Source organism: Streptomyces albipurpureus (assembly GCF_023701525.1).
Lineage (GTDB): Bacteria > Actinomycetota > Actinomycetes > Streptomycetales > Streptomycetaceae > Streptomyces > Streptomyces albipurpureus.
On the sequence record NZ_JAMQAW010000008.1, the window covers coordinates 355,051 to 367,462 of the forward strand.

The 12,412-nt window shown below is 64.5% G+C and carries 9 protein-coding genes and 4 pseudogenes; 7 read left to right on the forward strand and 6 right to left on the reverse strand.

Annotated elements, in window-relative coordinates:
• Positions 1-138 precede the first annotated feature (138 nt).
• Positions 139-957, reverse strand: a complete 819-nt coding sequence (locus NBG84_RS10715; RefSeq protein ID WP_250919091.1) for a PIN domain-containing protein — start codon at positions 955-957, stop codon at positions 139-141.
• Positions 958-1,623: 666 nt separating this feature from the next.
• Between NBG84_RS10715 and NBG84_RS10720 the strand changes: the two genes are divergently transcribed.
• The 3 genes from NBG84_RS10720 to NBG84_RS10730 all read left to right on the forward strand — a co-directional run bounded on the left by NBG84_RS10720 (position 1,624) and on the right by NBG84_RS10730 (position 4,176).
• Positions 1,624-2,034: a hypothetical protein gene (locus NBG84_RS10720; protein WP_250919092.1), complete on the forward strand. Its 411-nt coding sequence runs from the start codon at positions 1,624-1,626 to the stop codon at positions 2,032-2,034.
• 656 nt (positions 2,035-2,690) lie between these two features.
• Complete coding sequence (locus NBG84_RS10725) at positions 2,691-3,395, forward strand: AbiTii domain-containing protein (RefSeq protein ID WP_250919093.1); 705 nt, start codon at positions 2,691-2,693, stop codon at positions 3,393-3,395.
• 58 nt (positions 3,396-3,453) lie between these two features.
• On the forward strand, positions 3,454-4,176 hold the full coding sequence (locus NBG84_RS10730; RefSeq protein ID WP_285366549.1) for an AbiTii domain-containing protein: 723 nt from the start codon (positions 3,454-3,456) through the stop codon (positions 4,174-4,176).
• A 395-nt stretch (positions 4,177-4,571) separates the two neighbouring features.
• Here NBG84_RS10730 and NBG84_RS10735 read toward each other — a convergent pair.
• A pseudogene (locus tag NBG84_RS10735) lies at positions 4,572-5,098 on the reverse strand (transposase family protein); the annotation flags it as partial.
• Positions 5,099-5,226: 128 nt separating this feature from the next.
• On the opposite strand from NBG84_RS10735, the gene NBG84_RS10740 reads away from it, so the two are divergent.
• Positions 5,227-6,165: a hypothetical protein gene (locus NBG84_RS10740; protein ID WP_250919094.1), complete on the forward strand. Its 939-nt coding sequence runs from the start codon at positions 5,227-5,229 to the stop codon at positions 6,163-6,165.
• A gap of 41 nt (positions 6,166-6,206) precedes the next feature.
• On the opposite strand, the gene NBG84_RS10745 is transcribed toward NBG84_RS10740, so the two are convergent.
• From NBG84_RS10745 to NBG84_RS41075, 4 genes and pseudogenes are all read right to left on the reverse strand, one after another.
• Entirely contained in the window at positions 6,207-6,908 is a 702-nt protein-coding gene (locus NBG84_RS10745; protein ID WP_250919095.1) for a hypothetical protein, read from the reverse strand.
• An 83-nt stretch (positions 6,909-6,991) separates the two neighbouring features.
• Positions 6,992-7,743: pseudogene (locus NBG84_RS10750) on the reverse strand (transposase family protein).
• Positions 7,744-7,802: 59 nt separating this feature from the next.
• A pseudogene (locus NBG84_RS41500) lies at positions 7,803-7,961 on the reverse strand (hypothetical protein); the annotation flags it as partial.
• Between the two features lie 17 nt (positions 7,962-7,978).
• Entirely contained in the window at positions 7,979-8,206 is a 228-nt protein-coding gene (locus tag NBG84_RS41075) for a hypothetical protein (protein WP_308312041.1), read from the reverse strand.
• A 446-nt stretch (positions 8,207-8,652) separates the two neighbouring features.
• Between NBG84_RS41075 and NBG84_RS10760 the strand changes: the two genes are divergently transcribed.
• The 3 genes and pseudogenes from NBG84_RS10760 to NBG84_RS10770 all read left to right on the forward strand — a co-directional run bounded on the left by NBG84_RS10760 (position 8,653) and on the right by NBG84_RS10770 (position 12,411).
• Positions 8,653-9,426, forward strand: a complete 774-nt coding sequence (locus NBG84_RS10760; RefSeq protein WP_250919096.1) for a hypothetical protein — start codon at positions 8,653-8,655, stop codon at positions 9,424-9,426.
• Between the two features lie 583 nt (positions 9,427-10,009).
• Positions 10,010-10,823: pseudogene (locus tag NBG84_RS10765) on the forward strand (IS5 family transposase).
• 499 nt (positions 10,824-11,322) lie between these two features.
• The gene (locus NBG84_RS10770) at positions 11,323-12,411 is read left to right on the forward strand and encodes a hypothetical protein (RefSeq protein WP_250919097.1); all 1,089 of its coding nucleotides are present in this window, start codon (positions 11,323-11,325) and stop codon (positions 12,409-12,411) included.
• Position 12,412 lies beyond the last annotated feature (1 nt).

Genomic DNA, 12,412 nt, shown 5'->3' on the forward strand with positions numbered 1-12,412 from the left:
CCTCGCAGCAGGTCCCACCCCGATGCAGACGGGGTGGGACCTGCCTCGTTTCCACCCCCACCCTACGGCGGGCGAACTTGATTGACCTGCCCCGAGCTACCTGGACGGCGGCGTGGTTCGCGCGCCGTCGACGCCTGCCTACTTCTTCTCCGGTTCCGGCCCCAAGTCCTTCGACAGCTTCCGGCACGGCACGTCAGCTATCTTCGCGCGCAGCGCCATCCCGGTGTCGTACGTCACCAGCGTGACCGGGCCGGCCGCCACCGTTCGCAGTGCGAGGGCCCGGTCCACGATCTCGTCATCCTCGTCCGGCAACCGCACATGCCCCGGGGGGTCCGACAAGACCTCGACCTCCGTGAACCCCAGCTTGGCCGGTCCATTCAGAAGACGGCCCAGCACCGCCAGCCCGTACCTAGCCCGCCACCGGGCGTGTGTCGAGACCCTGGACTCCTTGAGCCGGTCCAGTTCGTCAACCACCGCCATCGGAACGGCGACGCGGACCTTGCCCGGAAAGTTAGCCAGTTTGAAAAGGTCTGCGTCTTCCAACCTCGCCTCGTGCTCGATGAAGAAGCTGGTGTCCAGCACGAGCGTCGAGACGTCCTCCGTCCATCTGCGAATAGTGTCCTGGACAGATGAGGCCGCCCGGCCCAGGTCTTCCATCCGCTGCCGGACCTCCTGATTTACCAGCCCGATCGACACCTTCGGCACCAACCTGCCCTCCATATGGCCGGCACCGTTCAGGAGAGCCCAGTAGACCGGGGTGAAGAACAGCGCTTCTACGTCCTTCGCCCGAACATGGGACCCGAGCAGCCGCGCCTGCTCCGTCGTCCACGTCAAGTAGTTCAGCAGGAACTCCTCCGCAGAGGAGTAGTTGCCCAGGTTCTCGGCCTTGGCGTGGGCCGACCGCAAAAGGTTGAAAACTACATCCAACCGTGCGCCAGGTATGGGAGTGACGATCATTCACGGATCATGCCAGAGCCTGCTCCCCACCCTCCTGACGCTGGGAAAGGCCCTGTTCGCGTGCTGGGTGGTGGCTTAACTGGTGTGTTGCGGGTTTGTTGAGAGGCCGGCTAGATGATTCGGGCGGCGAGGTTACCCCCGCCGGGATCGCCAGCACCCTCGCCCTCGCCGGACATTCGCCACGTCCGCTTCCGCCTTACTCCCGGCGACCTCCTCCTGTACACGGACGGCGCGTCCGACGGCCGCGCCCGTGTCGTCAGCGATCCGAGAGAAGCGCATCCGTCGGTCTGCGGCGGCTTCGACGCCAGCGGTGCCGATATCGATCGGGACTTCGTCGCCCGTACCAACTGCTGGACCCGAACCGAGCGGTGCTCCTCACCCACGACCAGGTCCCGCGCTACGGGCTGCCCGCAACCGAGGGCAAGCACGGCGACCCGCGGTGGCCCGGCTCCGAAAGGGACTGATGTCTTCCACCCGCACTCTGCTGCTGCCCGTCGCGCCGGACGCCCTTGACGGTCTGCTGGAGGTGGAGGACCCGCTGTTCCTGGCGCTCCGGAACCCTCTGGACCCGGACGCCTGGGGCGTGCCGGTCCCCGGAGCGCCCATTGAGGATGTCTCCGCGGCATACTGGCGGGTCCTCGAAGCACTGCCAGATGGACATCGGAGATGGTGGGCGAGGCGGAGGACGACCTGCCCGGTGTCCCGATGCTGGTCGGCCCCACGGTCAGCCTTTGGTGCACCTGGCCGTCATCGAGGTGGCCGACGCGGACATCGCGGCTCGCCGCGTTCGCCGACGCCCTCGACCAAGCAGCCCGGCCGGAGTCCGGCCCGGTGTTCGAGACGCTGGCCAAGGCGCTGGGCGAACTCGGTCAGGAGGCCGACTACCTGTGGCCCGAAGGGGACGCGGCCACCGTCGCCCGCTGGGTGCGCCAGGCGCTGTCGCCCGTGCTGCATTCGCCTTTCGAGGGCCCGCGCGGCGCCGCCGACCACGAGCTGCTGTCCGTGGTGCTGCGCCGCGCCGAAGGCGGGGACCGCGTCGCCCTGAACCAGGACGAGGCGGGGCAGTCGGACGCGTGATGGCGAGCATGGTGTACGCGGCACCCGGCGGCTTGCACGCGGTGGTATGGATCCGGCCCGGTCCGGGTGGAGTCGCGCGGCGACGAGCACCACGGAACCACGGTGGCGTCTCTTGGGCATCGCTGCGGCGGATTGGTATCCCGGCGTCCGCGCTGGCCGGCTTCGCACGGCCGTGCTCCCAACCTCAGCTGAACTCACCGCAGTCACGCTGCGCCCTTCGTACTGGTGCTGCTTCTGGATAGGGACGGAGCCACTGCCTGATTCATGTTGGCTGTCAGTGGTAGGTGCTACGGTCCGACCACGAACTCTCATGGAAATGAGGCAGTATGACGACTTCCGGTCCTGAGCCAGCAGAGGGCACTGAGCCGCCTCGGCGCCGGATGGCGGCGGGCCAGCGCATTGACGTCACGGGTGGGGACAGCTCGCCTGTGAACATCACGGCGCCCTTCTCCTACGCCGAAGAGGGCGGCACGGCCAGTACGAACTTTGGTCCGCCTTCGTCACCTGAACCCGCAACGCCGTGGTGGAACCGGGCATCCGTGATCTGGACGGCTGTTGGTTCCGTTGCTTCGGTCGTAGCGCTTGTCGTAGCGATCATGGCCCTCAAGTAGCTCGGGTAGAGCAGTCGTATGTTCGTTGTGCTGGAAGAGTGATCCGTGAATAGTCCGTTGGGTGGAATATCCCGTCTTGAGCGCGATGTGCTTGATGAAACCGTTCCTCTCGCCAATATCCTGAGGCAGGTTCTGATTCTGGGGGGCCATGTTTCCTCCCAGCCCCTCCGTGCATGGGCGCAACGGGAGTTGAAGGGCTACGGCGGTGCTGCGGCAGAAATTCCTGACTATCGAAAACTTCCCGCACAGCTCAAGATCGACATAACGAATGGCCCCCGCAACTGGGCTCAGGAAATTGAGCCATACAATCTCCCCAAAGAAGCCCGTGAGCACATTACTGGCCAGGTGGAACTGCCATGGGGGGCGGCGGAGATTCAGGCGATGGCCAATGCCAAGGACGAGCACATCAGGCTCGCCATGCCAGGAATGAGCTATACCGCCCAGTTGATGACTCAAGAGTGGCAGAGAAGCGAAGGACCCTTCGTTTCTGTGGATTCGGTATTTTGGTCCGTGAGTCGTGCAGCAATAACAGGCGTGCTCGATCAGATCCGGACGCGGCTGACTGAATTCGTCGCAGAGGTGCGGGCCTCGATGTCTCCAGGAAGCGAGGAGCCAACGATAGAACAAATTAGAGAAGCGGTCTCAAGCATCAATATTCGTGTGGGAGACAATTCTCCCGTCACTGTGACTGCACCGGTCGCCGTCGCCAATCAGGAAGCCGTGGCGGGAATTCCCAAAGAACTCTCTTAGTGGGCTGTTGAACCAGTGCGAATGGATGCCTGGGTACTGAATTCGGAAGGCTCTTTTTATGAGTAAGCGGCCTCCTCTTGAACTCTTCGAGGAAAATATTCTCGAAGAATCGATCTCCATCCAGAGGCTTCTGCGGATGGTAATTGTAATCGGGGGGCGCGCTTTCTCGGAACCTCTGCGAACCTGGGCCACAAATGAACTTCGGGGCTACCATGGGCCCGTGGCTGAAATGCCACACTACCGCACGATCGCTGCACCTCTGCAAGTAGATTCGAGATCTCCATTCTGGCAAGCCAAGAGAGAGACGATCAGTGCGCTAGATCTGCCGGAATTCGCGCAGGATTCCGTGGGTGAAGAATTGCCCATCAGGTTTAGTGTGGGTAAGATCCAGAATCTCCTTTCGGGGCGGGACTCTCGTGATCTGCTGAAGCTTCAACTGCCGGGCGCCGCTGAACTCGCCAGAGTCATGAGCTATGAGCGTCAATCCCACCAGGTTGTGGTGGAAGCTATTTACTGGGCTGTTCACCCCTCAGATCTTCAGGATATCCTCGAACAGGTTCGTAATCGACTTCTGCAGTTCGTAGCGGAACTCCGATCCACCATGGAACCTGGGGAGCAGCAACCAACTGTCGGCCAGGTGCACCAGGCTGTCCAGAACATTCGTATCACCGTCGGGGATGACTCTCCGGTCACCATAAATGCTCCGGTTTCCTACGCACGCCAGGGCTCCAGAGTGAGTATTCCCACTATCTCTCGGTTCCTTTGGCGGCTGCCCCGCTGAAGACCCAAGCCGCTCCCTGCCGCAGCCCGGGCTGGGATCGCGCCAGACATCACTATGCCCCGGGCGGAACGCCCGGGGCATAGTGATGCACTTCGCTTGACCGTCGGGTTCAACGGCCGGCTGTAGGTGGTGTCACGCCCACTCGACTCCTGCCTCCCGGAGGGGTGGTGCGTTGGTGGTGGGTGAGTCGGTGGAGGCGTTGTTTGGTGTGGGTGGCGAATGTGCCTAGTCTGACTGTGTGTTCGGTTCCGTTGATGGTGATGTGTTCTGTGTGGAGTCGGGGGACCGCTGTTTTGCCTTCTCGGGTGATGTATTGGGCGTAGGCGGTGACGCCGCGTTGGAAGGGTGCTGACAGTTTCTCCGCCCCGGCCCCGGTCTCTGAGCCTTTTCCAACCTCACGTTGAGGCGTAGTGAAGGACGAGGATGGCCTTCACGAAGTCGGTGCTCCGGTTGGTGCCGCAGCGGAGCTTCCGCAGGAGGCGCCAGCCCTTCAAGACGGCCATGGCCTGCTCGCCGACGCCCCGGATCTTGGCGTGGCTGTTGTTGCGCCGTCGCTTCCAGCGCTTGAGCCGATGGCCCCGGAAGGGGACTCGGATGTGCCGTCCGGCGCCTTGGTACGCCTTGTCCGCCCAGCACTTCAGTCCCGCGGCGGGGAGTGCGTCGACGATCCCGCGCTAGCGGGCAGCGGTCAGGTCTTGGGTGGAGCCGGGCAGGGCCGGGGAAGCCCACAGCAGCGGCCGAATGCGAGGACCTGAACGTTCATGCCGTGCCGTTTGTGTTTTCCCGAGTAGTACGGGGTTTCGACGGTGATCTTGTCGATGGGCGGCAGTGTGCCGTCCAGGATGACGCACGCCTTGGCTGTGGCGGTCTTCATGGCCTCGGCCAGGGTCGGGGCGTGGGCGGCCAGGACCTCGATGGCCTCACGCCGGGCCGCGCCCGCGACCTGACCGGTCGCTTCGGGATGCCCAACTGCCCAGTGCCGTCGAAGCGGTGGCGCGCCGACAGAAGCAGGATGTAACTTCCTCTCCAATCCAGAGAAGAGGAGTCGCCATGGCGACGCGGGTTGACTTTAATTTCGGTGACGACGGAAGCCAGGAGAGCGTCGTGATCTCCTCCGACCAGCTCGCCCGAGTGGTGCGCGCCGCACTGCAAGACAAGGTGCTGCTGTCGGAGCAGGCCGCGCCTCATGACCTGTGGCGGGACATCGCAGCCGTGACCAGACTGCTGGAGGGTCTGGAGGATTGGCGGGAGAGGGCCATCGTGGCGGTCGACGAAAGCGGCACCGTGGACCGGAGCGCCCTCGGCATCGCCGCGAGCATGGGCGCGGCAAAGCTGTACGACCTGCTGGAACGGCACGGCCGGCCACGCAATCAGACCCGGCTGACCCAGGTGGAGGTGCTGGAGAGCCGGGTGACCGGCGAGGACGGAGAGTGGGACTCGGCCCGCGTCGTCGCCACCATGAACAGCTACGGCTGGGAGACCGACGACAAGCGGGCCCGCGCACTGCTGCGGGCGCTGACCGAGCAGGAGGTGCTGGAAAAGATTCCGAACCGAGGCGGACGCGCCGTCTACCAGTTCGTCGGCCCTCGGGACTGGCTGTACTGCCTGGACCCGGAGCGCGACACGATCGAGAACGGCCCCTCCACCCCAGCGCGGGTCGCGAGGCTGGCGCGCGAAGACTCCGGTCCGACCGAGTGGTGGCTCGGGAAGCCGCTGAAGCTGATGAGGGACGGCGACCGGCTGTGGATCTACTTCGGCGGGGTCGAAGGAAAGATCGCGGCGATGGCGTATGTGAAGTCGTCGCCGCGACCGACGGCGATCGGTTCGCAGAAGCCGTACGAGTTCGACGCCGAACTGGACCTGAAGGCGACCACGGCTCTGTCCAAGTCGCCGGTACGGCTTGAGGAGATGGATCAGAGGCACCCGCAGGCATGCGGGGAGATGCTGGCGGCGGACGTGAAGCTGGCCGAAGCGCGTGCCAACCTCTGACCGCCCTTCCCGCTGGGCGCGCGCCGCATCGCCGTGCGTGCTCAGCTCTTGAGGGCTTGCGAGATCCGCTCGAAGTCCTCAGGGCTGAAGTTGCCCCGGCTGATCTGCACGCTCCGGTTCTGTTTCGGCGTCACCACATTCGGATACGACGCCAGCTCCGGCACGGCGATCTTCCAGGTGGCCGCGATGCGCCCGAGGACGATCACCGCGTCACGGGACATGGCGCGGCGCACCAGGTAGAAGGCGAAGGACTGGGAGGGCAATGTGTACGGGATCGGCCGCCACGATTGTGAATGGTAGCCGTGGAACTGCACGGCAAGGATCTGCCGGGCGAGTTCGTCGTGACTGTGCCCCTGCTTCGTCAGGCCGTTCAGGGTCCGGGACCACCACCGGAGTCCTGGATGGTCCTTGTCGGGGTGCGTCAGGAAGTGGTTGGGGGTCCCGCCGGCGTTCGCGATGTGTTGCAGGGTTCGCTCGGTCACGCCGGGCCGGGCGTAGGCGGCCGGGTCTGCGTCGCTCACGCCTGGGTTGGCCAGCAGCATGACCAGGGGCGCGTCGTGGAGGCCGATGAACGGTTCCGGCGGGAGTGTCAGGTTGAGCTGGTACGGCGCGTGCGAGGGGTGGACTTGGGTGTCGGCGAGGGCTTGCAAGTGCGGCAGGTCTTCGGGGACCGCGTACGGTGCGTTCCTGGTCGTGCGGGTCCACGGATTGAGCACCTGATCCCCCGCTATCAGCGTCGTCATGGCATGCAAGCCTATGAGCATCCTGCGAGCGGACCGTCACCGTGCCGGCCAGCCATCGGCGCAGGGAGCCATTCCCATCTTGATCAGGTGGCGAGTTCGAGGGCAACGACGGCTCGGACAGCGGCTGTGATCCGGTGGTGCTGCAGCGGAGTTTCCGCAGGAGCCGCCAAGACTTGAGGATGGCCATGGCGCGTTCGCCGAGGCTGCGGATCTTGGCGTGATCGCGATTGTGGCGTCGGCGCCAGCCGCGCAGGTGCTTGCCACGGATCGGGACACGGATCGCAGGGCCGGCGCCCTGGTACGCCTTGTCGGCCCAGCACTTGATGTCGTCTGCGGCAAGGGCGGCGGGTATGCCGTGGGTCCGGGCCGCGGTCAGGTCGTGTGTGGCTCCCGGCAGTGCGTCCGAGGCCCAGGTCAGGCGTCCGGCGGGATCGGCGAGGACTTGCACGTTCATCCCGTGGTGCTTCTTCTTCCCGGAGTAGTACGGCTGGTCGGCGGCGATGCGGTCGATTGGTAGCACGGTGCCGTCGAGGATCACGTACGCCTTCTTCCGGACGGTCGTCATGGCCTGTTCCAGCGTGGGCGCGAGGGCGGCCAGCAGGTCGACGGCCTCGCGTATGTAGCGGTAGGCCGTGGCGATCCCGATGCGGAAGCCCGCGGCAAGGCGAGCGTAGGTGTCGCCGCAGCGCAGGTGGGCCAGGACGAGCAGGGCCTGCCGGCCGCAGGTCAGGCGACGCCAGCGTGAACCGATCCGACGACGGTGACCTGCGAGAAGACCGGAGAGATGCCCCAGAGTGCGGCTGGACAGATCGATGCCGGACGGGTAGACAAGCACGCGAAAGCTCCTGGCGGACTGGTGATCTTGGTCATGAACCCGTCTACCAGGAGCTTTCTTCATGCCCGCCGCCGGGGCTGCCAGCCCAACCACCCGTGAGGTTGGAAGAGGTTCTCTGTGTTCTTTATGGCTGGTGTGGTGGCGGGCTGCTGGACCGGGGCGATACCGAGTTCGGTGAGGCGTTCTCGCTGTTGGTCGGTGAGCTGTTTCCAGGTGGCGGGTTTCTGTTGCCGTGCTACCCATGCCCCGAGGTCGTCGTTTCGAAGAGGATTCCGGGTTCGATGTGGGGGAGTACTCCGCCGGGTTCTTCGGTGGCGAGGACGCGGAGGATGGCGTAGTGGCGTTGCCAGTCGAGTGGCCAGGGGCAGTTCCAGTCGGGGTCGATCGCCGTCATCGGCGCCGCCCTGGCCTCGGCCCGCTCGACGTCCTTCACCAGCCCGCCCTTACGCCGGAGATTGGCCATGTGCCGTCCGACCGGCTGTGCCTCGGCTTCGGTTTCACCCCAGACTGCGTCCTGCCGGGGGCGGGTGTCCGGGGGCGCGGTGGTAGGAGCGGAAGAACGCGCTGACTCTTGCTTCGTTGCCCGGGGCAGTTCTCACTGGGGTGTCCGAGCGGTGGAACAGTGGAACGGCGGACTTTCTGGGGGTGGAGGCTGGCCTATGTGCAGTGCTCTGACAGCTGGCGAGAAGAGTGGGTGCCTTCTGGTGAGAAGTTCCTGTTCGGCGGCGCGAGAATCTCCAATGAGCCACTTTCCCGCTGTGTCCTTGCCGACCCGTGCGCGCCCGATGATCTCGATGTCGCCCATGCGTTCTCCCTACGTTGTGAGATAACGACGTAGTTATGTGGGGGCAAAGGCGTGATGTTACGCATGGAGCCCAGATACCTTGCGACTGCCTATGATGCCGTCCCATGATGTCGAACGCCTCGTCGGAGTGGTACACCTCCGGCACCCTGTGGACCACCGTCGCCACCTCGTTAGTCGCGCTCCTGGTGGGGGCAGCTGGGGCATGGGCAGCGATACGCAGCGCGCACCCTGTTCGACGGTTGACATACCAGCTCAAGAAGAATGTTGCGCTCGTTGATGATGATCAATACTCGTCACATCTGACTGTCTCGCACGACGGCGCGGTACTTCAGGCGCCCAGAATCGCGGAGATCGTCGTCACCAACGTCGGACGCAAGGACATCACGGCGCAGCAGTTCCACGGCGACGCGCCAATTGTGTTCGACCTTGGCGCGTCGGTGGCTGCGTTACTCTCCAGCACGTCGTCACCCGACTCTACGAGTGCCCCAGCAGCTGACACGGCGGGTACATCTATCCGGGTTCCACCGTCACTGCTCAAGAGAAGGCAGAGCATCAGCTACACCGTGCTGGTCGACGGTCGGGAATCCGAACTCCGCTGCACCGCAGCATTGACAGACACCACTGTTAGCCATGCCGAGGAGTCGAAGAGTCAGCGTGGGCTGATGCCCATCCTGGCAGGGCTGACCGCTTCTCTCATCGCATTCATTATCAGCCAGGTGGATCCCGGGTGGGTGGGCGAGGCTGTAGGCGGGGAGGCTGAACTTCCCTGGAAGCAGGTTCAGCAGTGCAGCCGCATCGACGAAGTGAAGTCCTTTGATCAGTGTCGAGATCTTCAGAAAGTTCTACGCCCTGCGGGACCTCCAGGCCCTACCCCCTAAGTATCCGTCGACGGTGGGCGCACGGTGCAGACTCTGGGCTACAGCTCTTCCAGACGCTTCCGAATCCATCACGAAGATCTGCAAGACGCTTCGCCGTGATCTACGGGCAGAGGAGCGGGCAGCCTTCGCACCCGGCGGGCCGAGAGGCGCTGTGTGCCTGGAGTGACCTGCCATGGTGGTGGGACACAGTTCGGCTTCCAGTCGCGACGACGATGCCCCGACCGGTCCAGCGGCGCGGGACGTCGGGTGTCCTGGCCCCGGTCGGCAGGGCGTTCCAGCGCGTGCGGGGCGACAAGGGAAGAGCAAGTGGTTTGACTGCCAGAGGCGGAGCCCTCTTCGCCCGGCTTCCGCTGCCGCCCCTACGCCCGTGAGTCGCACATTGACGTACTACGGCACGAGGTTGCGAAGGCCCGTTCCGGACCCTCCGCCGCCCTTGGGAATCAGATGGCGGTTGTGAGCCCGCTGTCCCGTGACCGCCGTCTGCGAGTTCATCTCGTCGTAGTACTGGCATGGGAGACGAGGAGGGTTCGTAGCCGTTCTCCTTAGACTGTGTCCTGCGTGGTGAGGCGTCGTTGACCTCGGTTTGGGGCGGGGTACATGGAGTTGTTTTGTTCCGCACGGGTTTTGGGAGATCGCGGAGCCGTTGGTCCCGCCGTCCCGAGTGCGGTCGCAAGGCGGTGGTACGCAGGACACGCCTGATGAGACAGTGTTCGCGGCGATCATCTACGTCCTGGTCAGCGGGTGCGCCTGGCGGGCGCTGCCGCCATGCTTCGGGATATCGAAGTCGACAACGCACCGCAGGTTCCTGATCTGGTCGAGTGCTGGCGTCTGGGGCAGGCTGCACGAAGAGATCCTGGACCGCCTAGACGGCGTCGGCCTCTCGATCTCTCCCGGGCGGTCCTCGACTCAGCCCACGTCAGGGCTGAAAAGGGGGCGAACTCACAGGTCCGAGCCCCGTGGACCAGGGCAAGTTGGGATTCAGGATGCGTCCTGTCGGACGCGAGGGGCCTGCCCCTCGTCGTCGGCGTCTCAGCAGCCAACACCCACGACAGCCAGTTCCTGAAGCCCATGGTCATGGGTCTCCACACGAGACACGACCCCGAACGCGGCCGTCACTCCAAGCCCGCAAGCTCCACGCTGACAAGGCATACGACATCCCTGAACTGCGGAAATGGGTCCGCGGGAATCGAATCGGCGTCCGCATCGCCCGCAAGGGAATCGAGTCCAGCGAACGACTCGGGCGGCGCCGGTGGGTGATCGAGCGAACCATGTCCTGGCTCACCGGCTACCGCAGGCTCTACCACCCGATAGGAACGCCGCCCCCGCAACTACCTGACCCTTCTCGGCCTTGGAGCCGCCCTCTGCTGCTCAAACGACTCCTCTACCTCACCACATAGGACACGGTTAAGGGACCATATGGCTAGTGTGGGCTTCTGAGAGGTGTCCCAACTACCCGTGTTTACAAAGGATTTGATGATCCATCTTCAGGGGAGTGCGTGGGTCGAGGCTGCGGCATACCAAGCCGGAGCGCGATGCCGCCCGCTGCGCCGTATGGCCGTTCCTGCTCTGCTCGCTGTGTTGTTATCCGGTATCAGCGCGTGTGACACCTCGTCAGGCAGGCCACACTCTTCCGATTCGCCGGGTCTGGGGCCGAGAGTGTCCGGCCCCAGGCCCCCGGCCCGCGTTCCCACTCCCGAGGGCTTCGATACCGCACGGGGCTGGAGTGCAACGGCTAGCCCCGAGACCCCCGATATGCAAGTTGGAGCCAGCGGTTTCCCACTCGTCGCTGTCGCGCCGCGAAGCAAGCTCGCCATCCAGGCCATGAACGACGGCTCCCAAGTACGTGCCTACTCTCTGACCACAGGACAGCTCGCCTGGACATACACACCCTCAGCTGTGAGTAGTGCCCGCACCGGAGTCTTTGTGGTGACCAGGGGAGATATCGAGCGGGTGATCATCGCACGGCTCGGTAAGACAGGCGGCGGTGGGCTGACCAAGAAGGGCGACACCACCGCGGTGGACATCGTCCCCGCCTCCTCGCGTGCACAGGCCAAGGCCGACCACAGCCTGGACTTGCCGACGTCCGCGGACCGGGGCATCTCGTTGATTGCCACGGACACGGGATTTCTGGTCGGAGCATCGGATGACGGCGTCACCTCCGACGCCACGGTGATCGATCCGGCCACCGGCGCAAAGAAGTCCGTCAAGACCCAAACCGCGACCGTGCCGAAGTGCGGAAGAGTCAGCTGCACCGTTGGTAGTTCCCCTGCGTTTGTTACCGAAGCCGGCGTTGTCACTGCGTTTCGGCAGACCAAGGACTGCGACCAGTGGGGCAACGGTGGCACACCCTGCACCACCGGGTTCCAGGTCGGTGACAAGTGGGTCAGCACATCGGCCGCACCAGACGGCATGTACACGGGCATCCCAATTGCCGCCGCTGGGCGCTATCTCATTGCCGCTTGGAATCAGACAGACTTCCAGACCGATAGGCCCGTCCTCGGGGACCGAAAGACACTGTTTGCGGTCCACGACCTGCACTCGGGGAAGAGCCTCGCTGCGGTCAGCTGTTCCTCTGCCGAGGAACTGACGCTCCAGCCGGGCTCCGCCCAGACCTCCACCCGTATCGCACCCAACGGCCGGTACCTGATCTCCGGCCAGACGGCGTTCGACCTCTCATCCGGTACCGGCCGTTGCTACACCAGTACCCAAACCCGCAAGGGGGTGGACCTCACCGCCGTCGACGACACCGGGACCGCATACGGACTCATCCACAACAGTGGCGGCACCGATGCGTCGAAGCTTTACGGGCGACTCCCGATCGTCCAAGACGGTACGGATTCCACACCGCGTCAAGGAGCACGTGTTGCGTTGTCCACAGGGGCAGTCGAGGCGTTGGAAGCATCGGCAGAGGTTCCGGTCTACCTGGACGCCTCACTGGGCCTGTTCCGGAGCCGCGATGTACTCGCTGCCTACACTCGCAAGTGAT

Excerpts from the sequence above, each read along its gene's own strand:
- NBG84_RS10715 (WP_250919091.1), bottom strand. The coding sequence starts at position 957 with ATGATCGTCACTCCCATACCTGGCGCACGGTTGGATGTAGTTTTCAAC.
- NBG84_RS10720 (WP_250919092.1), top strand. The coding sequence starts at position 1,624 with ATGGTGGGCGAGGCGGAGGACGACCTGCCCGGTGTCCCGATGCTGGTC.
- NBG84_RS10730 (WP_285366549.1), top strand. The coding sequence starts at position 3,454 with ATGAGTAAGCGGCCTCCTCTTGAACTCTTCGAGGAAAATATTCTCGAA.
- NBG84_RS10740 (WP_250919094.1), top strand. The coding sequence starts at position 5,227 with ATGGCGACGCGGGTTGACTTTAATTTCGGTGACGACGGAAGCCAGGAG.
- NBG84_RS10745 (WP_250919095.1), bottom strand. The coding sequence starts at position 6,908 with ATGACGACGCTGATAGCGGGGGATCAGGTGCTCAATCCGTGGACCCGC.
- NBG84_RS41075 (WP_308312041.1), bottom strand. The coding sequence starts at position 8,206 with ATGGCCAATCTCCGGCGTAAGGGCGGGCTGGTGAAGGACGTCGAGCGG.
- NBG84_RS10760 (WP_250919096.1), top strand. The coding sequence starts at position 8,653 with ATGATGTCGAACGCCTCGTCGGAGTGGTACACCTCCGGCACCCTGTGG.